This window comes from Rhodovastum atsumiense (genome assembly GCF_937425535.1).
In the GTDB taxonomy this organism is placed as follows: Bacteria; Pseudomonadota; Alphaproteobacteria; order Acetobacterales; family Acetobacteraceae; genus Rhodovastum; species Rhodovastum atsumiense.
The window spans coordinates 4,526,961-4,546,917 of the sequence record NZ_OW485601.1 but is presented as its reverse complement, the minus strand read 5'-3'; the positions used below and the strand labels follow the sequence as shown (position 1 = coordinate 4,546,917).

The window sequence follows — 19,957 nt, the reverse complement described above, 5'->3', positions numbered from 1 at the left end:
AGATTGAAATTCATGCCGCATCAGACGTCACCGACACAGGCATTGGAATTCGAGCGCGCCGAACAAATAAATCATCATAGGAATAATATGCACATGATCATTGCGATTACGTCTAACAATCAATATTCCTGCGGCACCCCCTTGAGTTGCGCCCATGAATAGACCGGCCCACTCGTGCAGACATAATTCCTCCCAACATTGCAGCGTCCGCATTTTCCGATTCCACACTTCATCTTATTCTCGATTGTTGTGTAGATTTGCTCACCTTTGAATCCCATCTTAAGTAAGTTGCCAATCACGGACTTGATCATGATGGGCGGGCCGCAAGTGATGGCGATGGTGTTTTCCGCCTTCTGTGGTTTGGCCATCACGTTGGCGGGCACAAAGCCGCAATAGCCTTCCCAGCCATCTTCCGGTGAGTCGATCGAGAGGTGTACGTCGGCCTCACCGCGCAGCTTCTCCAACTCGGCCGCGTACATGATGTCACGCGAGGTGCGCCCGCCGTAGAAGACGGTGATCTTGCCAAACTCACTGTGTTTCGTTACCGCGGTCTGGATCACAGGCCAGATCGGGGCCAAACCACAACCGCCGCCGATGAAGACGAGATTGCGCCCTTTCCAATCGGCGACCGGAAACCTGTTGCCGTAAGGGCCGCGCACGCCGATGACGTCGCCGACCGCCATGTCGTGGATGGCCGCGGTGACCCGGCCCGAGCGCATGATCGAGAACTGCTTGTATTCCGTGATCATCGGTGCCGAAGCGATCGAGATCATCGATTCGCCCTTGCCGAAGACCGAGATCATGGCGCACTGGCCGGGCTCGTGATCGAAGCCGCGGCCGTCCACGAACTCTACACGGAAAGTCCTGATCGCGCGCGCTCCCGGCACCTCCTCCCTGATATGCGTGATGCGTGCAAGGCGCGGGAAGTAGGGATTCTCGCTCATGGCCGCACCTCGTCTTGCATGGCCTTTGCGACCTGGACGATGTCTATCCCGACCGGACAATACGTGATGCAGCGGCCGCAACCGGTGCATTGCTGCATCTCGTGATTCTCAACGAAGTACAAAAGCTTGTGGCAAATCCTTTGTCTCAGCCGCCCCCCCGTGTCCTCGCGCGGATTGTGGCCCGACGAGTGCATGGTGAAATCCGGGAACTGACAGTTGTCCCACGTCCTCACGCGCATGCCGGCCAACGGCGATTTGCTCGTAACCTCATCGTTGATGTCGAAACAATGGCAACTCGGGCAGAGATAGGTGCACACGCCGCAACTGATGCAGGCCTGGGCGAGCTTGTCCCAGAGCGGGGAATCAAAGTTGAGCTTCAGCGCCGCAGCCACCGCCTCCATCGACGACAGGGACCGCTGCGGGTGCTCGAGCGCAATCGCGTGGGCATCCGCAACATCCGCCCTGTCGGGTGCTTTGGCGTCTTCGAACAGATCGCCGGCACGGCCGAGCATGTCCCGTGCCCTGACCGTGAGCGCCTTAACATGATAGCGCCCGTCAAGCTCGGTCATCAGGACATCGAGGCCGTCTTCGGAATGGGGCAAGCCCCCGACCGAGACGCAGAAGCAGTTTGGCGAAGGCGGGGTACGACATGCGAGGCCAACGAGGATGACGTTGTCACGCCTCGCCTGGTAATAGGGATCCGGGAAACCGCCTTTGAATACCCTGTCGTTGCGAACCATTGCCCTGCCGTCGCAAGGGCGCACGCCGAGCAACACCACCGGCTCGAGTTCGGGCTCCGCCTCCGTAAGCTCCGGCGCCCTGCCCGTCTCGATCCGGAAGTGGTAGAGCACCTCGCACTGCGGGAACACAAACGCCTTCGCCGACTGAACGGTGTTCGGGAAATCCAGAGCCACTTTTGAACCGGGCCGCACCCTCGTGAACTCCCAGGTATTCTCGACGCAGCCGGGAGCCCAGACCTTCGCGCAATCGTGCAGGGTTGCAATCCATCGCTGGAGTCCGTCTTTTCTCAATATCACTTCCATCAGTCTATCTCACGAAATCATCGGGATCGCCGTCACGGAAGGACGAGATGAGCGAAGCCAGATCCGCGTCGAGTCCGGGCGCGTATTGAAATGCTTCGTAGGCTTCGCGTTCGAGCATGGTGTTAAGCAGGCGGAGCGGAATGTTCATTGGACATACACGCTCGCATTCGCCGCAATCGGTGCAGCGACCTGCGAGGTGCATGGAGCGTACCATATGGTACATCGCGTTTTCGGACGGGGTCGCAGAACGGTTGATCCAGGAAACGCGATTGGCTTTATCGTCGGCCGTTGTCGTTGGGCCGATGATAAAGCTCGTGCTATCGACGACACATTCGTCGCAATAACACATAGGGCAGACGGCGCGGCAGGCGTAGCACCGGATGCAACGCTCAAAATGAGCGTTCCAGTATGCCGAGCGCTCTTCCCTGCTTTTGCTCGCGAAAGCCGTGACCGCCGCGAAGCGGGGACCGTAAGGGCGCTCATCGATCTTCTCGCCAAACAGAAAATCGGCGTCGAGTGGATAAGCCCTGGTGCATTCAAGACAGCGGTCGGCGAGCACTTCCTTTGCGGGCAAAGTGGCACTGCCGTCGGCGTATGAGACCGTTACGCCACGGGGGCCATCAAAATGCACTGCCGTGGCCGTCTTTCCGTGCAGCGTCCGGCCAAGCTTGCGCATGTCCACCATGCCACCAGCCCCACAGGAGACACCGAGCACAATCACCTCGCCCCGCTTGATATAATTTTCCTGAAGCAGAACAGTGATGGCGCGGCTGTCGCAGCCTTTGGCTACAATACCGAGCGGCAGTCCGCAGGATTGCCGCGCCTGCCTTATCCGCTTCTTCTCGTTCACGAGGTAAAGCGCGAGGTTCCCGACGCAAGTCGGATCAAAGACGAGCGTCGCCGTCTCCTCAGGGGAGGTCATGAAAGCCGGTTCGGCCAGGCATCCCGCGGTGCCACGCCGATAACCGAGCACGGTGCGCGCCTTTCCGCTCTGCAGGAGATCCCTGGCGCATGCCCTGATGGCTTGGGGTGCGATCATCGCTGTTTCGCCGTCACCGTGGCCCGGGGGCCAAGTGCCTTCAGGTCGGTCACGAAATCGCCGATGACACGGGCGAATTTGACGCCCTCGGCCGCGGAGACCCAGGACATGCGGAAACGGTCAGGCTCAACCCCCACGAACTGCAGGAGTTTCTGTACCAGAAAGATGCGGCGCCGCGCGTAGTAATTGCCTTTTTGGTAATGACAGTCGCCAGGATGGCATCCGGAGACGAGCACGCCATCGGCGCCCTTGTTGAACGCGGAGAAGATATAGATCGGCGATACCGAACCCGAGCACATCACCTGGATCGGCACCGCGTTCGCCGGATATTTCAGACGCGACACGCCAGCGAGATCACTTCCAGCCGACGAGCACCACTTGCACAGGAAGGCGACAACCTTCGGCTCGAATTCGTGGGCGTGGCATCTTGCAACAGCCGCATCCTGCACCTTGCTCATCCTCCCATGCAGGCTTCGAGCATCTCGAAGACTTGCAACTGCGTCACATTCTTCACATCGATTGCCGCACGCACGCAGGTGCCGACGCAGGTCCCACAACCTTCGCACAGCACCTCGTTCACCCGTGCCCGGCCCTCGACGAGCGTGATGGCTTCGAACGGGCAAACCTCGACGCACATCTCGCAGCCGGTGCAATGCGACTGGCGTACCTTCGCCACGACCGGGCTGTGCTCCAGTTCCGGCTTGGAGAGAAGCGCAATGATCTTGGAGGCCGCCGCGCTTGCCTGGCAGACCGTCTCCGGGATGTCCTTCGGCGATTGGGCTGCGCCGACGAGAAAGACGCCTCCGGTCACGCTCTCCACCGGGCGAAGCTTGGGATGCGCTTCGGCGAGGAAGCCGTCTTTGTCGCATCCGATCTTCAAGGTCCTGGCGACCTCGGTCGTGCCCTTTGACGGCACCATCGCCTGGGCCAGCACCACCATATCGGCGTCGATCTCAACATTCCTCCCGGCGAGGGTGTCGACGCCCAGGACTTTGAGCTTGCCTTTCGCCTGGTAGATTCTTGAAACACGTCCGCGCAGGTAGACCACGCCATCGCGTTCCATCGCGCGTTGGACGAATTCCTCATACCCTTTCCCGCCGGAGCGGATGTCGATGTAGAAGATGTAGGCTTGGCCGTCGGGCACATGATGCTTGTAAAGCGTGGCGTGCTTGGCGGTGTACATACAGCAGATCTTGGAGCAATAGACGCAATGCAGTTCGGGATCGCGTGAGCCCGAGCACTGGACGAAGACGACGGTCTTTGGCTCTTTGTGGTCCGAAGGTCGGAGCACTTGCCCCCCTGTCGGACCAGATGCCGAGCACATCCGTTCGAACTGGATGCCATCCAGCACATCCGGCCACTTCCCGCGGCCGTAATCGGCCATGTTGGCCTTATCGTAGAGATCGAAGCCTGTCGCTACGACGATGGCACCAACGTCGACCTCGGTGTCCTTCGGCTTGGCATCGAGGTCAATGGCCTCTGCTTCACACACGTTGGCGCATTTGCCACAGACGATGGGATTAAGGCCCAGACAGCTAGTCGGATCGAGAGTATAGCTCGCAGGAATCGCCTGCGCGAAAGGGATGAAAATGGCACGACGGTCGCTCAGGCCTACGTCGTACTCGTTTGGAACGACAACAGGACAGACAGCCGCGCAGTCATCGCAAAGCTTGCACCTCTCGGGGTCAACGTATTGCGCCTTGGTGTGCAACCTGACCCTGAAATTGCCGACGAAGCCCGACACTGATGTGACCTCGCTCAATGTCATCAGCGTGATCTTCGGGTGCTTCGAGACCTCCACCATTTTTGGCGTGAGAATGCACTGCGAGCAGTCGAGCGTCGGGAATGTCTCCGACAACTGGATCATGTGGCCACCGACACTTGGCTGCTTTTCGACAAGCACGACCTCGAGCCCCGCATTGGCGATATCGAGCGCGCTCTGGATACCGGCGATGCCGCCGCCAACAACCATGACCTTGCGCGTGACTGGTAGACCGATGGGGGTCAGGGGCTCATTGCGGCGCGCCCGCTCGACCGCGGAGCGCGTGATCCTGATCGCCTTGACAGTGGCCTCGTTCCTGTCCGTGTGAACCCACGCGCATTGCTCGCGGATGTTCGCTATTTCACATTGGAAAGAGTTCAGGCCGCCCCGCGCAGAGGCGTCGCGGAACGTCTTTTCATGAAGGTTTGCCGAGCAGCACGCGATAACGATGCTATCGAGGTTATGCTCCTTGATGGCGTTGATGACGGATTGCTGCCCCGGATCCGAGCACATGTAGACGTAGTCGTTCGAGAAGATCACGCCCGCGTCACGCGAGATTTCCCCCGCCACGCGCTTGACATCCACGGTTGCCGCGATGTTGGTTCCGCAATGGCACACGAAGACTCCGGCGCGCCGTATCAATGGACTGCTCCCGCTTTCCTGGAAGCGGTGTCCGCGCCATGCTGGTAGCCTTTGTCGAATGCCTCGATATTCGCGGCAAGGAAACGGTCGGGGACGAGTCCTGGCAGTGCCTTTTTCATGGCCTCGGGCGACACGGCCGCGGTGACGGCGGTGAAGAACCCGAGCACGACGAGGTTGGCAAACAGCCGATTGCCGAGTTCCTCGGCGAAGCGGGTCGCGGGGATGCTATGGAGCACGACACGTTTCGCTTCGACTTTCGCTTTCACCAGGTCCTGTTCGATGATCAGGACGCCACCGTCAGAGAGGCCCGGCTCGTACGTGTCGTAGGCTTCCTGGGACAGCGCAATCAGCACGCCTGGAGCCGTGCAGTAGGGGTAGAGAACCCGCCTGTCCGAGATGATAAGCTGCGACTGGCAGGCGCCACCACGAGCCTCCGGCCCGAAGCTCTGCGTCATGGTGGCGAATCTGTCATCGTGCAGCGCGACCGCGGCGCCCGTGATCAAAGCGCAGCGAACGATGCCCTGGCCGCCAAATCCGGAAAATTTGATCTCCCACATAGCTAGTCATCCGCTTTGCATGCGTCGAGCCCGACATCCTTGCTAGCGGACAACCGCGCCCTTTCCTGCTCCACCTCTTTCTCAAGCGTGTTCCTGCCATACATCTGGTAGCTGTCGCCAAAGACTCTTATGTAATGTTCGTTCACGGCATCGAGGAAAGTGGGCCTTTGCCGATCGACAAACTTGCCCAAGGTGATCTGGCCCTGGAAGCTGATGCCGACTGAGCGTGTATCCGCGCCATGCTGGACGTTGGCCTTCTCCTTGTAATAGTCCATCGCATCCAACCCGTCGCCAAGTTTGTTACGACGCTGATAGAGTGTGGAGCACGGCGCAACGACCTCGATGAAAGAGAAGCCCCGGTGCTTCAGCGCCTTGCCGAAGGTCTGCGTGATGTTGTGGGCGTGAAGTGCGGTCCAGCGGGCCACAAAAGTCGCGCCGGAGGCGTCCGCCAGGAAGGGCAGGCTGAACGGTGTTTCGTAATTGCCGTGCGGCGTCGTCGAAGCATTCGCCGAGGTCGGGGTCGTCGGCGTCACCTGTCCACCCGTCATGCCATAGGTAAAATTGTTTACGCAAATGACCATAAGGTCCATGTTGCGTCGAGCCGCGTGAATCAGATGATTGCCGCCAATGCTGGCGAGATCGCCGTCGCCGCTAATCACCACGACTTTCAGATCGGGGTTAGCCAGTTTCAGGCCAGTTGCGAAGGGGATCGCGCGACCATGCGTGGTGTGGAAGGAGTCGAACTTCACATAGCCAGCGACGCGCCCCGAGCAGCCAATGCCGGAAACCACTGCGATTTTGTCTCGATCCAGGGTGCTCGCCTTGACTGCCTCGATGAAGCAGGTGACGACCGTTCCGATTCCACAGCCGGGACACCAGATATGGGGCATCCGCTCCATGCGGAGATACTCCGCCATGGGGTTTTGCTCACGGAAGGTCTTCTCGTCCGTCACATATTCGGGGACCTGGTCGCCAGCGTTCATCGTTTCGCGCCCTCCTTGATGGCGGCGAGAATTTCCTCGGGGTCGTGGACAGCGCCGCCGCAGGAATTGACGCCAATCACCCGGCACCTGCCCGCCGCGCAGCGTTCGACCTCAAGGATGACCTGGCCATAATTCAACTCCGCCACCACGATGGCTCTCACGGCGTGGGCAACATCGCGGATCTTCGTCTCGCAGAACGGCCACACCGTGATGAGCCGGAGCATGCCGACCTTAATGCCAGACATCCTGGCCTGCTGGATGGCGCGAATGGCGATACGCGAGGAAATTCCGTAGGACACCACCACAACATCCGCATCGTTCAGGCCATCCTCTTCAGTACGGATGATCTTGTCTGCATTGGACGCGATCTTCTCGACGAGATGCGTAACAACCCTCTTGTTCATTTCCGGCGTCAGCGCCGGATAGCCGCGCTCGTTGTGGGTGAGACCGGTTGTGTGGAAGCGGTAGCCGTCACCAGCCTTGACCATCGGGGCGATCGTCCTGCCGTTGAAGTCGTACGGCCGATAGTTCTCCTTCGGTCCCGTGTACCAGTTCCGCTCGACAATACGAATGTCCTCCGCCGGCGGGATGACCACCTTCTCGTGCATGTGGCCGACTGTCTCGTCAGTCATGATGAAGACGGGAACGCGATAGGTTTCCGATAGGTTAAAGGCATCTATGACGAGATCAAAACACTCCTGTGGAGAGTCCGGTACGAGCGCGATGATGCGATAATCGCCGTGCGAGCCCCAGCGCACCTGCATCATGTCCTGCTGGGCAGTGAGCGTCGGCAGCCCGGTCGATGGGCCGGTGCGCTGCACGTTGGCGACGACCATTGGCGTTTCCATCATGCAAGCCAGGCCGAAGGTCTCCATCATGAGTGAGAAGCCGGGACCGGACGTGACCGTCATCACTTTCTGACCGCCCCAAACCGCACCGACATTTGCCGTGATCGACGCGATCTCGTCTTCCATCTGGATGAAAAGCCCGCCGACCTCCGGGCAGCGCTCGGCGAAGCGCTCGGCCGTCTCGGTTGAGGGCGTGATCGGATAGCCCGCGAAGAATCGGCAGCCTGCGGCGAGCGCACCTTCCGCGAGCGCATGGTCACCGTCCATGAAGTGGCGGCCGGTCAAAACGCCCCTCGGATCTGCTGGAACCGTCTTGGGGAATTCGACCACGCGTCCATCCTTCATCTCTGATCGGTCGTCACGAAAATTGCGAACTCTGGGCAAACCTTCTCACAAAACTTGCAATCTCGGCACTCTTCCGCGGCCTTCACCCTGGGTGGATGATAGCCCTTCGCGTTGTAGGCCCTGGACATTTCCAACGCAGCGGTTGGGCAATATTCGACGCAAAATCCACATCCTTTGCACCAGTTCGGGTTTATCGTTATTCTGCCATACGCCTTCCTGAGCTTTCCGAAAGACATCGCGATCCCCTAGAGAAGCCCCCTCTCCGCCAGGACAGGTCTGGGAGAGTTATAGTGCAGATCTAGCTTCAGGACGGACTCCGCGCAGCCGAATGCGATTGCCATGAGCTGGGTGAAATAGACGATCGGGATTGCCTCGAAATCGGGATACATGCTGCGGGTGATTTCCTGGCGGTGGTCCAGGTTGAAGGCACAGAGCGGGCAGCTGACTGCGACCATCTCGGCCCCCTGCTCCCTCGCGTCCGACAAGATTCGATAGGTGCGATCAGCGACGACCTTCGGCTTGTCGACGGTCTGATAGGCTCCACAGCATTCCGTTTTATAAGACCACTCGATCGTTGTTCCGCCGAGCATGCGGACCAGTTCGTCGAGAAGCACCGGATCCTCGACATTGTCGAAGGCAATCGAGCGCGGCCGGACCAGGAGGCAACCATAATAGGAAGCGACCCGCAATCCTTTCAGTGGCTTTCCGACCATGTCGGAGATGAGTTTCGTCCCGGCTTTGAGTTCGCGAAGAATTTCGAGCGTGTGAACGACTTCAACATCGCCTTCGTAATCAACCGCTTCATCTGCCATGAAAACGTTCATACGCTTCAAGAGCGCCGGATCGGCTTTGACACGGTCATTGGCACGCTTCAATGTGTTGTAGCACATTGAGCACGCCGTCATGACACGGGAGGCATTGGCCTCCTTAACGCGAATCATGGTTCGTACCGGTGCGAGCTGGCGCATTGCATCATCTTCGGACAGCGATAGGACGGTGCCGCAGCAATTCCAGCGCTCAAGCTCCTCGATCTCGACGCCAAGCTTCTTCATGGAGAAGAGGATCGACTCTTCAAAGTTTCCAGCACGGTTCTTCATCGTGCAGCCAGGATAGTAGCTCAGCTTCATGGCGGAACTGCCTCATGATTGAGGGATAGGCTACGATGGCAGATAACGGATGCCGGTCGTTGGCAATTCGGAAACGTTGCTTGAAGCCGGGATTGGAAGTGCGGTTATGGACAGTGCGGCGAACCCGCAGCATACGATTAGCCCCACAACGGGTTCGGCACGTCTGCTGCGCCGGGTTCATTCGGCGGTCCGCCAACAAGCTGGCTGTGTCTTCAGTGATCGCTGCCTTGCCTCGATTCCCGGCACGCTGCTGCTTGGCGTAGCTCATCATCCAAAGGGTCCGACCGACCACATGACCGTCACGCGCCATTACTGCAGTTCGTAGCTTGGATGATGGCACCACACAGATCGAAATCGCCGCCTTCTCCCCCTGGAATGCGTGCATGGTCTTTTGGATGCGCCCGGTGGTGACTTGAGCCCCCTTGGCTTTGCCATTCCAAAGATGCCAGTACGGCCAAGTGACTTTCGTCATGCTTGATGTCGTCACCTCTCGCCATGTTGGTGTGTTGGCGGAACTGCCTTCTCCTCCGCTGCGGCGGAACCGCACTAGCAGCAAGATCACCTGGTCAAACAGGGGAGCGTTCGGATGCCGGTGATGGTTCTCCAGGTCACAGGCGCCGCCGCAGGAGGGGCAGGTTCGGCGCTCCACGGCACTTTCCCCGGCCAGGCCAGCGCCTACATCACACTGAACGGCAACCGGAAGTTTCTTTCCCTTGCCCAAGCTCAGGCTCAGATTGGCGATGTCACGAAGCTCAACCGGCCTGGCGATTTTTATCACATCCGCGCCTCGGTCATCGCTATCAGCTCCAGCCTTCACCGGCCGAACAGCCCATGCCACCGGCGCCATCCCACCGCGAGAATCGCAGCCTTGATTATCGCTCGATCCGCCCCATCCCCAGCCTGGAGACAAAACCAGCCGGCAGGGAGCGGCATCGAGTCCGCAGGCCGGATACGTCTGAATAAAAGGCGACTCTGCCGCCAGCGGCACACCATCAGCGTCATTTTCGATTCCGGCGTCGGCAACGAGTCTGCGGACGTCGGCGAATTCCGTGTCCATGGTGCTGCCGCCCCACTATAAACCGGATCGACGACGTTCATTGTGTCACAAATGTAAGTGATTTCCGATTCAAAAGTTTCGGCGAAATTTCTACGAAATCGATCTATCTATGGTTTATGGGGCGTTGATATCTGCCAAGTCGCCGGCGTTTTTTAGGGAGAATCTGGGGGCATCCGAATGGGAGCGACGGCTCTGTCTGCCATGGTTCTGTTGCAAAATCGGAGGACGTGTTGAGCATCCCCGCGCAGGAAGCAATCTCCGGCCGGCAATCTGGAACGTAAGCGTCCGCTCATCGGCGTGTTGCGCGGGCGGCGGCGATCCGCCATGGCAGCAGTTCGGCGATGCGGTTGATTGGGTGACCGTCGGCGATCCTGGTCAGGATGTCCGTGAGATAGCCTTCAGGGTTGAGACCGTTGAGCTTCGCGGTTTGCACGATAGTATATCGTCGCGCAGCCCCAGCACGAGTTGCTTCAGCTCGGACACTTCGCCCCGCAGCGCCTGTGGCAGACGGGACTCACCCGGGCAAGTTCAGAGAACTGAACAGCCTTGTCCCCCTCCCAGTGTCCCGGCACCGCCCGGTCGGCCACCTCTGCCGGACGTTTGCTGATCATGATCTCGGGGGTGACGTGCGACTGGCCCCGTCCGCGGCTGCGCGCCCGTGGCACGCGGAGCGCCCGCCCCGTTCGCAGGCAAGCGGTCAGCTCGCGCCGCAACGCGCCGCGGCCTTGCACGTAGAGCGCCTGGTGGATGGCCTCGTGGCTGATGCGCATTGTCTCGTCACCAGGAAAGTCGAGCCGCAGCCGTTGGGAAATCTGCTCGGGGCTCCACGCTCTTGCCCAACGGCGGTGCTGCCTGGGCCCGTGCCGACGCCCCTTCCAGGGTACGACCGGCCCGCAAAACGCGGCCCCGACCGGGCCAGCAACTTCGCCTGCCAATCACTGCGCCGTCGTGGCCCGATACTCCAGACCACCGCCGCGCGTCGCGGCATTGCGTCGCACGAATTTCAAGGCATGGACGCACCGGATCCTGCGGAACCGCTTCATCGGCAATCTGCGCAAGCATCGTCCCACCAGCGATATCGAGGACGCGCCGCTTTCCGTGGTTGGAGTATCCGGAGGCCATGACGGCAAGATCGAACTGAAGGAGGCGCAGCGCCTGCTGGGCTATCTCCCGTCCGACCAGCGCGAGGGTCTCCTTCTCATCGTGCTGGAGGGCATGTCGTACGGGGAAACGGTAGAGATAGCCGATTGCGTGGTCGGCACGATGAAGAGCTGCGTCTTCCGTGCCCGCCGGCAACTGCAAGCCTGACTCTGCGACGATCCGCCCTGGGCTGTCCCGGCCGGCGCCGGACCCGGCAGGGCGGCGGACACGGGCAGGATCCCGGTCCGCCCGATGGCCGCGGGCTTGCCTGTCCGGGCATCGATGACCGGCGCCGGGGAATATTCGCAGTGACACACTTCACTCTCGTACGGCACAGCGGCTACGCGGTCGGAGCCGATCCGGCACTCGACGAGGCGGTCAAGGTCCGCGAACTGAACATCCACCAGATCTACATGATCCGCACCGCCGGCGGCGCGCTGTTCGGAAGCTAAGCGTGAGCAGGCCCGCCTGCCCCCCCCGCGGCCGCGCGGCGCGGGGGAGTTCAGGCACGCGGCCACTTCTCGTCGCTGCGTCTCGGCGGGGCGGAGATCTACGTCTCGCCTTCGGATCCGCCGCGGCTCTGATCCTGGTGGCTCTCGTCGGCGGCGCAGGCGTGCCCGCACCCGCCCCCCAGGACGCCTCCGCCGGGGGCGCGGTACCGACCTCCGATCGCACGCGGCGACCGGCCGCAGGCCGCAACCCTCATCACAGCGCCAGCGCCAGCGCCTCCCAATCGCCGCGCCTGAAGTCGATCACCTGGAAAGCACCGCTGTCGGCCCAGAGAACGCACAGCACTTTCGTGCCGGCATGCCAGACCTTGAACCCGTACGGCAGGTCCGGCACGGTATGCTGTTCCTGCAAGGCGTGGCGGTATCCCGGAGAGGACGCCTCTTCCGGCGAGAGGTCTTTGAACGGGGTCCAGTGCTCGAACACCCATTCCCCGGTCCGGAGCGCGATCACCCGGACAGCATCGCGCTGCACCTCCAGCGTGCCATCCCTGCGGACGCGCGGCAGAAGGTGATCGCGGATCGCCAGGGCCGGGCCGTTCCCGGTGGACACGAGCCTCAGGGTCACACGTTTCTCTCCACAAAAGGCCATGAGCCAAACGCGCCGGATATGACGCCGCTTCGTTCACCCCATGATCGGCCCGGCAGGGCCGATCCGCCAGTGACGAAAGCGCCCGGCGCGCATTCCTGCTGCTCGTCCCGCCACGGAGGCAGACACTGACACTCGACCAGATCCTCGTCTTCGCCCTCCTGGCCGGGATCATGGGGCTGTTCATCTGGAACCGGCTCCGCTACGACCTCGTCGCCCTGCTGGGTCTGCTCGCCGCGATGGCGGCCGGCATCGTGCCGCCGGAGAAGGCGTTCGCCGGTTTCGGCGACCAGGTCGTGGTCATCGTCGCCTCCGCGCTCGTGCTCAGCGCGGCGGTCGGCAAGTCCGGCCTGATCGGCCGGCTGATCCGCCGCATCGAGCCGCGGCTGCGAACCACCGGCGCGCGCGTGGCCACGCTGACAACGGGCGTGACGGTTCTGTCGGCGCTCATGAAGAACATCGGGGCGCTGGCGGTCTTTCTGCCCCTTGCCGTGCAGGTGGCAAGGCGCAGCGGCACGTCCCCGTCCATGCTGCTGATGCCCATGGCGTTCGGCTCGCTGGTGGGCGGCATCGTGACACTGGTCGGCACCTCGCCCAATATCATCGTCTCGCGCGTGCGCGCGGAGCTGACCGGCCAGCCATTCACGATGTTCGACTTCACGCCGGTGGGCCTCGGAGTGACCGGCGCCGCGCTGGCCTTCCTTGCGTTCGGCTGGCGGTTGCTGCCGCATGGGCGCAGCGGCCAGGCGCCGTCCTCGGCCGCCTTCCAGGTGGAGCCGTACCTGTCCGAGGCGCGCCTGCCCGGGGATTCGCCGCTCGTCGGCAGGACCGTCGCCGAGCTGGAGGCGCGCGGCGAGGGCGACGTGACGGTGATCGCGATCGTCCGCGAGGGCGACCGCCGCTACGTGCCGGCCAGGCACTGGACGCTCTTCGCCGGCGACCTGCTCGTGCTCCGGAGCGACCCGCACGCCCTGTCGCGGATCGTGGCGGAGACCGGGCTGCACCTCGCCAGCACCGGGACCGGCCTGGCCGGGAGACTGTCCGGCGGCAATGCCGGCGTGGTGGAGGCCGTGGTCATGCCCGGTTCCGCCCTGGTCGGATGCTCGCCCGAGGAACTGCGGTTGCGCGAGGCGCATGGCGTGAACCTCCTCGCCATCGCACGCCACGGACAGCAGATCGCGACGCGGCTGCGCCAGCTCCGGTTCCAGGCCGGCGACGTGCTGGTGCTGCAGGGCGCTGCCGACCTCCTGCCGGGCGCCCTCGGCGGGCTTGGCTGCCTGCCGCTCGCGGACCGCGCCACGAAACTGGGAGAGCCGCGGTCGGACGTCCTGCCGCTGCTCCTGCTCACCCTTACCATGGCCGCCGTCGCGCTGGGGCTCGCCCCGGTGGCGACCGCGTTCTTCGGCGCCGCCGTCCTGGCCGTACTGTCCGGCATCCTCACCCTGCGCGAGGCGTACGCGGCGCTGGACCTGCCGATCCTCGTGCTGCTGGCGTGCCTGATCCCGGTCAGCGACGCGGTCGCCGACACGGGCGGGGCCGGGCTGATCGCGGGGGGCCTCGCCGCCGCGGCCGGCACGCTTCCGCCGGCCACGGCGGTGGCGCTGATGCTGATCGCGGCCATGGCGCTGACGCCGTTCCTCAACAATGCGGCGACGGCCCTGACCATGGCGCCGATCGCGGCGAGCCTTGCCGGGCGGCTGGGCCTTGATCCGGATCCTTTCCTCATGGCGGTGGCGATCGGCTGCGCGTGCGATTTCCTGACCCCGATCGGGCACCAGTGCAACACGCTCGTCATGGGTCCCGGCGGGTACCGCTTCGGCGATTACTGGCGTCTTGGGCTCCCGCTCTCGATCATCGTCGCCGTGGTCGCGACCCTGCTGATCCCTGTCTTCTGGCCGCTGCGGCAGGACCACGCCGGGCACGACCGGGCGCGATGGGCGTGGGCGTGGCCTGGCGGCCATCATACCGCCGGAGGATTTCCGCCGTGACCGTCATCGTCTCCGTCAAGATCAACGACGGCATCGTCATGGCAGCCGACAGCGCGGGCACCATGGGGAGCGGCCAGATCTACGCCCACGCGAACAAGATCACGAACCTCTGCGAGCGCCTGCCCATTGGGGCGATGTCCACCGGCGCGGGCGGCATCGGCAGCGAGTCCGTCGAGACGCTGCTGAAGGATCTGCGGTGGCGCTTCGCGGGGCGCGACCCGGCCCGTGCGCAGTGGCGGCTGGATGCCACGAGCTACACCCTGGAGCACGTGGCCGCGCAAGTGCGGGCCTTCCTGTTCGAGGAGAAGGCGGCGCGCTGTCCGGAGCCGACGAACCTCCAGTTGCGCGTCTGCGGCTACTCCGCCGGCCGGCCCCTGGCCGAGGTCTGGGAAGTGAGCATGACCGGACCGGATTGCCCGCCGCCGCGGCGAATCATGGATGAGACCAGCTTCGGGGTCATGTGGGACGGCCAGTACGAGGCGCTCAACCGCCTCATTCTCGGCCTGGGCCTGGATATCGGCGGCGCGCTCGTCAGGCACGGCGTGCCGTCGCGGGATGCCGCCCCCCTCCAGGAGAAGCTGGTCCGTGACCTTTACGCCACGCTCTCGGTGCCAGCGATGCCGATCCAGGATGCGATCGACCTGGCCCGCTTCCTCGTCGAGACCACGATCGGCTTCGTCCGCTTCGCCGTTCACCTGCCGAAATCCGTCGGCGGCGCCGTCGACATCGCCGCCATCACCAAGCACGAGGGCTTCCGCTGGGTGCAGCGGAAGAGCTTCTATCCGCCGGGAATGCGCCAGGAGGGGTGATGGATTCTGTTGCGAATTTCACGGCGGAATCCCGCCGGGGCATGATCGCCCGGGACGAAGGGACGGCTCTCGCAACCAGGGCGTGGCACCGGAACGCGATGGCGGATCAGTCGAATTCGGAATATGTTCGCATCTGCATCCGGCTCGACATGGCTTGTCGCGTCTTATCGGCGTTCCGTCCTGCTGCTCGCCGCCGCGTCGAAAGGGGCACTGCGCGCCATCGCCGTTCCCCGCCCGCATGCCGGAACCGATCACCCGTAAATAATAATTTCCTTTGCGTCTCTCTATGTGCGAAGGTGTGATTGGCCTTTTAAACAAGCCCGTCGTGCTTGCCGGCGGGGCCATTCCGGCAATGGCCAGCGCGCAGGACAGCAAACCCGCCCGTCCTCCGGGGGTCGGAACGGCCCCTATCCACCACGGGATAGCTTCACCAGCTTTCGCCCGGCGGAATGGAGGTCAGCGCTTCCGGTGGCCCGTAATGGAACTGACGAGCTATTGGCCAGGGGTCGCATGAATACAGAGCCCAAGGGCGCCGGAGCCCCTGTTCAACCGCCCAGGGATGGCCTGATCGTCGGCGTGGGGGCTTCGGCGGGGGGGCTTGACGCCTTCAAGGCGTTCTTCGCCAGGATGCCGGCCGACACCGGCATGGCCTTCATCCTGGTCCAGCACCTCGACCCGTCCTACCAGAGCTCCCTGGGGGCGATCGTCGGCGGCTATACCGCGATGCCAGTGCAGGTCGCCGAGGACGGGGCGGCGATCCTGCCCAACCACGTCTATATCATCCCACCCGACGCCATCCTCACCGTGGACGGCAGTCGCCTGCACGTCACCGCGCCGGCGCCGCAGGCGGCCCGCCGCACCTCGGTCGACATTTTTCTCGCCTCGCTGGCCGAGGACCAGGGGATGAACGCCGTCGGCATCATCCTGTCCGGCTTCGGCAGTGACGGCGCGCGGGGCGTGGCGGCGATCAAGGAGCACGGCGGCCTGACCCTCAGCCAGGCCGAGTTCGACCACCACGCCAAGAGCGGCATGCCGCGGAGCGCCGCCCTGGGCGGCTTCGTCGACCATGTGCTCGCGGTCGAGGACATGCCGGCCGCCCTGCTGGAGTACCTCCACCACCGCGCGAACAGCGACGCCGCCAAGGGTCCGGACGGCATCCGCCAGGACCTGCCAGGCCACCTGACGACGATCTGCGCGGTGCTGCACGCCCGGCTCGGCCACGATTTCAGCCAGTACAAGGTCGGGACGCTGATGCGCCGCATCCAGCGCCGGATGCACGTGCTCCATGCCGACGAGGTTCCCGCCTATGTCGAATTGCTGCGGACGCAGCCCAACGAGGCGGACCTGCTGTTCCACGAGATCCTCATCAGCGTCACGCGCTTCTTTCGCGATCCGCCGGCCTTCGGCGCCCTCGAAACCCAGGTCCTTTCCGGACTGTTGACAAATCCGGGCACGGCCGACCCCGTCCGGGTCTGGGTGGCCGGGTGCGCCACGGGCGAGGAAGCCTATTCGATCGCCATTCTCCTGAGGGAGGGCCTGCTCCGTACGGCGTCCAACCGTCCGGTGCAGATCTTTGCGACCGACATGGATGAACTGGCGATCCAGACCGCCCGGGCCGGCCTTTATCCCACCACGATCGCCGCCGACCTCTCCCCCGAACGCCTGGAACAGCACTTCGTCAAGGAAGACGGCCATTACCGGGTGGCCAAGACCATCCGGGAAATGTGCCTGTTCTCGGTCCACGACATCGCCAGGGACCCCCCGTTCTCAAAAATCGACCTGGTGTCCTGCCGCAACATGCTGATTTATTTCACCCCGGAGTTGCAGCACCGGATCTTCGCAACCTTTCACTACGCCCTGCGGCCGGGCGGGCACCTGCTGCTCGGGACGTCGGAAAGCATCGCCGTCCAGTCCCGCCTGTTCGCGCCGGTCGACAAGCGCCAGCGTCTCTATCTCCGCCGGGACACGGCCGCGAGCTTTCCGCCCGTCTCGGTCTCCCGTTCGCCGGAACACCTGATGCCTGCCAAACGCGCTCCCCGTCCCGCCGACAGCGACATCGACCGGCGGGCCGCCCGCGCCATCGCCCGGTACGCTCCCGCGTATCTCGTGGTCGACCGGCACCACGAGATCCTGCGTTTTTCCGGGCAGACCGGGAAATACCTCGAGCCCGCCGCCGGCGCCGCCAGCCTCAACCTGTTCCAGCTCCTGCATACGGACCTGCGGCCGGTCGTGCGCGCCGCCCTCAACCAGGCCACGGAGACGGAATCGCGCGTCCTGCGCGACGGCGTCACGATCATGGCCGGCGGCCAGCATGTGGCCCTCACCGTGATCGTCGAACCCCTTCCCGATCCGACCGGCAAAGGCGGCCTTTTCCTGGTCGCCTTCCAGGAGGCGCCGGCGGCTCCCGTGTCCGCCCGGACGGCGCCCGCGGACGAGCGCGGCCAGGACCGCGACACCGCTGCCGACGCCCTGATGCAGGAATTGCTGGAAACCCGGGAACGACTTCGCAACACCACGGAGGAGCTGGAGGCGGCCAACGAAGAGCTGCAATCCAGCAACGAGGAGTACCTCTCGGTCAACGAGGAGCTGCAATCCACCAACGAGGAGCTGGAGACCTCCAAGGAGGAACTGCAATCGGTCAACGAGGAGCTTCAGACCATCAACGCGGAGCTGAACATCAGGAACGACACCCTGGCGCGCTCCAACAGCGACCTGGCGAACCTGTTCGACAGCACATCCATCGCGACGCTTTTCCTCGACAAGGATCTGCGCATCCGGCGCTTCACGCCGCGCCTGCTGGAAATCTTCAAGCTGCGCGAAGGCGACGAGGGCAGGCCGATCAGCGACATCGTCAGCCGGCTGGCCAATGGCGGCCTGGGACAGGACGTGCAACAGGTGCTGCGCAGCCTGATCCCCATCGAGCGCGAGGTCACGATCGCCGATGACGCCGTGAGTTACCTGATGCAGGTGCGGCCATACCGCGACATCAACGACGTCATCGACGGCACCGTCATCACCTTCGTCGACATCTCCGAGCGCAAGCGCCACGAGCGGGCGCGCGCACGGCTCGCGGCGATTGTCGAATCGTCGCAGGATGCGATCCTTAGCACCGACCTGGATGGCACGATCACGAGCTGGAATCCGGGCGCGGAGATGCTCTGCGGATACACTGCCGCCGAGGCGATCGGGCAACCCCTGTCCGTCCTGCTGGCGGGATCCCTGCCCGCCGACTGGCCGCACATGATGGCCAGGCTGGAGAAGGGTGAGCCGATCGCCGGGTTCGAGAGCGTGCGGACCACCAAGGGCGGCCGCACGTTCGATGTCTCCATCACGATCTCACCGGTCAGGGAAGTCAATGGAAAGCTTGGCGGCGCGTCGGTGGTGATGCGCGACATCAGCGAACGCAAGGCGGCCGAACACAAGACGACCTTGTTGCTCGGCGAGCTTGACCATCGCGTGAAGAACATCCTGGCGATCGTGTCCTCCCTGGTCACGCAGATGCAGAAGGCGGGCCTGCCGCCGGAGGTGTTCGCCGCCGAGCTCAGGGGACGCATCCAATCGATCGCGCAGGCGCACGGACTGCTGTCGAAGGCCGAGCGGGACGGCATGTCGCTGGGTACGATCCTGAAGACGGAACTGGCCCCGTACCATCGCCCCGAAGGCGACATCACCCTTGCCGGGCCCGACATCGGCCTGACGCCGAAAGCGGGCCTGGCAGTGGCGCTGGCGGTGCACGAACTGGCCACCAATGCCGCCAAGTACGGCGCTCTCTCCCTCGCCTCCGGCCATCTGGCCGTCATCTGGAAGGTTGAGGATGACGGTGACAGGCCGAGGCTGCTTCTGACCTGGACCGAGGCCGGTGGACCGCCGGTGCAACCGCCGGCGAAGCGGGGCTTTGGGACAACCTTGATCGAGCGCGCCCTGACCATGGGATTTGATGCTGTCGTACGCCGGGAGTTCCCGGAATCCGGCCTTCGGTGCGCCATCGAGATCCCGTTGACGGAAGACGTGGGCAAGGTTCGCCGCGCTGCTGACACAGGGGGAACGTCTGATGGGCATTGATGGTCTGGCGGGATGCCGGGTCCTGGTCGTGGAAGACGAGCCGCTCCTGGCGATCGAGCTCGAGGGGTTGCTCCAGGAGTTCGGGTGCGTGGTCGTGGGGCCGGTCAGCAGCCTGGCCAGGGCGCTGCAACTGGCGCAGGACGGGTCGTTTGACGTGGCTTTGCTCGACGTCGTCATCCGCGGCGGCGATGTCTACCCGGTCGCCGATCTGCTCATCGCCCGCGGCATTCCGTTCGCGCTCGCCAGCGGCTACAGCAAATCGGCATTCCCCGAACGTCTTCGTCAGTATCCACGGCTGCTGAAACCGTTCACGCGGAGTGATATGGCTGACACGCTGACGCTCCTGCGGGGAGCCCTTTCCGTCTCCTGAGCGGCTCCCGCCCGTATGTCCATTCCGAAGCCGTTCCCGCATCATTCTGGACGGGCGTGGGCAAAACGCACGTCCGTGTCCGGACTCCAGCTTACGCGCGCTTCGGCCTCGGCAGGTTATTTGATGCGCACAAATCTGAAAGCGCC

The 19,957-nt window shown here is 63.3% G+C and carries 18 protein-coding genes and 2 pseudogenes; 6 read left to right on the top strand and 14 right to left on the bottom strand.

Annotated features, from left to right (window positions below; all coding sequences use genetic code 11):
* Positions 1–119: 119 nt before the first annotated feature.
* The 13 genes and pseudogenes from NBY65_RS20480 to NBY65_RS20425 all read right to left on the bottom strand — a co-directional run.
* Positions 120–944 carry an FAD/NAD(P)-binding protein gene (locus NBY65_RS20480; RefSeq protein WP_150045055.1) on the bottom strand — a complete coding sequence of 275 codons (825 nt, stop codon included), beginning with the start codon at positions 942–944 and terminating at the stop codon, positions 120–122.
* Entirely contained in the window at positions 941–1,987 is a 1,047-nt protein-coding gene (locus tag NBY65_RS20475; RefSeq protein WP_150045057.1) for a 4Fe-4S dicluster domain-containing protein, read from the bottom strand. The genes NBY65_RS20480 and NBY65_RS20475 overlap by 4 nt, the downstream gene beginning before the upstream one ends.
* Positions 1,988–1,991: 4 nt before the next feature.
* A complete protein-coding gene (locus tag NBY65_RS20470) occupies positions 1,992–3,026 on the bottom strand; it encodes a 4Fe-4S dicluster domain-containing protein (protein WP_150045059.1) in 1,035 nt (344 codons plus the stop codon).
* Positions 3,023–3,484: a hydrogenase iron-sulfur subunit gene (locus NBY65_RS20465; protein WP_150045061.1), complete on the bottom strand. Its 462-nt coding sequence runs from the start codon at positions 3,482–3,484 to the stop codon at positions 3,023–3,025. The genes NBY65_RS20470 and NBY65_RS20465 overlap by 4 nt, the downstream gene beginning before the upstream one ends.
* Positions 3,481–5,427 (bottom strand): CoB--CoM heterodisulfide reductase iron-sulfur subunit A family protein, encoded by a 1,947-nt coding sequence (locus tag NBY65_RS20460; RefSeq protein ID WP_338110441.1) that lies wholly within the window; start codon positions 5,425–5,427, stop codon positions 3,481–3,483. Before NBY65_RS20460 ends, NBY65_RS20465 begins: the two co-directional genes overlap by 4 nt.
* Entirely contained in the window at positions 5,427–5,987 is a 561-nt protein-coding gene (locus NBY65_RS20455) for a 2-oxoacid:acceptor oxidoreductase family protein (protein ID WP_150045065.1), read from the bottom strand. The genes NBY65_RS20460 and NBY65_RS20455 overlap by 1 nt, the downstream gene beginning before the upstream one ends.
* A gap of 2 nt (positions 5,988–5,989) precedes the next feature.
* Positions 5,990–6,970 carry a 2-oxoacid:ferredoxin oxidoreductase subunit beta gene (locus NBY65_RS20450; protein WP_150045067.1) on the bottom strand — a complete coding sequence of 327 codons (981 nt, stop codon included), beginning with the start codon at positions 6,968–6,970 and terminating at the stop codon, positions 5,990–5,992.
* Positions 6,967–8,148, bottom strand: coding sequence for a 2-oxoacid:acceptor oxidoreductase subunit alpha (locus tag NBY65_RS20445; protein ID WP_250265710.1), 1,182 nt, complete (start codon positions 8,146–8,148; stop codon positions 6,967–6,969). The genes NBY65_RS20450 and NBY65_RS20445 overlap by 4 nt, the downstream gene beginning before the upstream one ends.
* Positions 8,149–8,159: 11 nt before the next feature.
* Positions 8,160–8,399 (bottom strand): 4Fe-4S dicluster domain-containing protein, encoded by a 240-nt coding sequence (locus NBY65_RS34095; protein WP_150045071.1) that lies wholly within the window; start codon positions 8,397–8,399, stop codon positions 8,160–8,162.
* Between the two features lie 9 nt (positions 8,400–8,408).
* Complete coding sequence (locus NBY65_RS20440) at positions 8,409–9,290, bottom strand: CoB--CoM heterodisulfide reductase iron-sulfur subunit B family protein (protein ID WP_150045073.1); 882 nt, start codon at positions 9,288–9,290, stop codon at positions 8,409–8,411.
* A complete protein-coding gene (locus NBY65_RS20435; RefSeq protein ID WP_150045074.1) occupies positions 9,235–10,347 on the bottom strand; it encodes a hypothetical protein in 1,113 nt (370 codons plus the stop codon). The genes NBY65_RS20440 and NBY65_RS20435 overlap by 56 nt, the downstream gene beginning before the upstream one ends.
* Positions 10,348–10,636: 289 nt before the next feature.
* Positions 10,637–10,801, bottom strand: a pseudogene (locus NBY65_RS20430) (transposase domain-containing protein); the annotation flags it as partial.
* Between the two features lie 94 nt (positions 10,802–10,895).
* Positions 10,896–11,345, bottom strand: a pseudogene (locus tag NBY65_RS20425) (transposase); the annotation flags it as partial.
* Between NBY65_RS20425 and NBY65_RS20420 the strand changes: the two are divergent.
* Both NBY65_RS20420 and NBY65_RS20415 read left to right on the top strand, forming a co-directional pair.
* Positions 11,296–11,655 carry a sigma factor-like helix-turn-helix DNA-binding protein gene (locus NBY65_RS20420; RefSeq protein WP_150045076.1) on the top strand — a complete coding sequence of 120 codons (360 nt, stop codon included), beginning with the start codon at positions 11,296–11,298 and terminating at the stop codon, positions 11,653–11,655. The pseudogene NBY65_RS20425 and the gene NBY65_RS20420 overlap by 50 nt on opposite strands.
* A 140-nt stretch (positions 11,656–11,795) precedes the next feature.
* Positions 11,796–11,939 (top strand): hypothetical protein, encoded by a 144-nt coding sequence (locus NBY65_RS20415; protein WP_162530846.1) that lies wholly within the window; start codon positions 11,796–11,798, stop codon positions 11,937–11,939.
* Positions 11,940–12,192: 253 nt separating this feature from the next.
* Here the strand turns inward: NBY65_RS20415 and NBY65_RS20410 are convergent, their stop codons facing one another.
* Complete coding sequence (locus tag NBY65_RS20410; protein ID WP_150045078.1) at positions 12,193–12,561, bottom strand: hypothetical protein; 369 nt, start codon at positions 12,559–12,561, stop codon at positions 12,193–12,195.
* A gap of 194 nt (positions 12,562–12,755) precedes the next feature.
* Between NBY65_RS20410 and NBY65_RS20405 the strand changes: the two genes are divergently transcribed.
* The 4 genes from NBY65_RS20405 (at position 12,756) to NBY65_RS20390 (ending at position 19,811) form a co-directional block, all read left to right on the top strand.
* Complete coding sequence (locus NBY65_RS20405) at positions 12,756–14,570, top strand: SLC13 family permease (RefSeq protein ID WP_239003148.1); 1,815 nt, start codon at positions 12,756–12,758, stop codon at positions 14,568–14,570.
* Positions 14,567–15,379, top strand: a complete 813-nt coding sequence (locus NBY65_RS20400; protein WP_150045082.1) for an Ntn hydrolase family protein — start codon at positions 14,567–14,569, stop codon at positions 15,377–15,379. Before NBY65_RS20405 ends, NBY65_RS20400 begins: the two co-directional genes overlap by 4 nt.
* 510 nt (positions 15,380–15,889) lie before the next feature.
* Positions 15,890–19,441 carry a CheR family methyltransferase gene (locus NBY65_RS20395; RefSeq protein ID WP_150045084.1) on the top strand — a complete coding sequence of 1,184 codons (3,552 nt, stop codon included), beginning with the start codon at positions 15,890–15,892 and terminating at the stop codon, positions 19,439–19,441.
* Positions 19,431–19,811 (top strand): response regulator, encoded by a 381-nt coding sequence (locus NBY65_RS20390; protein WP_150045086.1) that lies wholly within the window; start codon positions 19,431–19,433, stop codon positions 19,809–19,811. Before NBY65_RS20395 ends, NBY65_RS20390 begins: the two co-directional genes overlap by 11 nt.
* The last annotated feature ends 146 nt before the right edge of the window (positions 19,812–19,957 follow it).

Excerpts from the sequence above, each read along its gene's own strand:
- NBY65_RS20480 (WP_150045055.1), bottom strand. The coding sequence starts at position 944 with ATGAGCGAGAATCCCTACTTCCCGCGCCTTGCACGCATCACGCATATC.
- NBY65_RS20475 (WP_150045057.1), bottom strand. The coding sequence starts at position 1,987 with ATGGAAGTGATATTGAGAAAAGACGGACTCCAGCGATGGATTGCAACC.
- NBY65_RS20470 (WP_150045059.1), bottom strand. The coding sequence starts at position 3,026 with ATGATCGCACCCCAAGCCATCAGGGCATGCGCCAGGGATCTCCTGCAG.
- NBY65_RS20465 (WP_150045061.1), bottom strand. The coding sequence starts at position 3,484 with ATGAGCAAGGTGCAGGATGCGGCTGTTGCAAGATGCCACGCCCACGAA.
- NBY65_RS20455 (WP_150045065.1), bottom strand. The coding sequence starts at position 5,987 with ATGTGGGAGATCAAATTTTCCGGATTTGGCGGCCAGGGCATCGTTCGC.
- NBY65_RS20450 (WP_150045067.1), bottom strand. The coding sequence starts at position 6,970 with ATGAACGCTGGCGACCAGGTCCCCGAATATGTGACGGACGAGAAGACC.
- NBY65_RS34095 (WP_150045071.1), bottom strand. The coding sequence starts at position 8,399 with ATGTCTTTCGGAAAGCTCAGGAAGGCGTATGGCAGAATAACGATAAAC.
- NBY65_RS20440 (WP_150045073.1), bottom strand. The coding sequence starts at position 9,290 with ATGAAGCTGAGCTACTATCCTGGCTGCACGATGAAGAACCGTGCTGGA.
- NBY65_RS20435 (WP_150045074.1), bottom strand. The coding sequence starts at position 10,347 with ATGGACACGGAATTCGCCGACGTCCGCAGACTCGTTGCCGACGCCGGA.
- NBY65_RS20405 (WP_239003148.1), top strand. The coding sequence starts at position 12,756 with ATGGGGCTGTTCATCTGGAACCGGCTCCGCTACGACCTCGTCGCCCTG.
- NBY65_RS20395 (WP_150045084.1), top strand. The coding sequence starts at position 15,890 with ATGAATACAGAGCCCAAGGGCGCCGGAGCCCCTGTTCAACCGCCCAGG.
- NBY65_RS20390 (WP_150045086.1), top strand. The coding sequence starts at position 19,431 with ATGGGCATTGATGGTCTGGCGGGATGCCGGGTCCTGGTCGTGGAAGAC.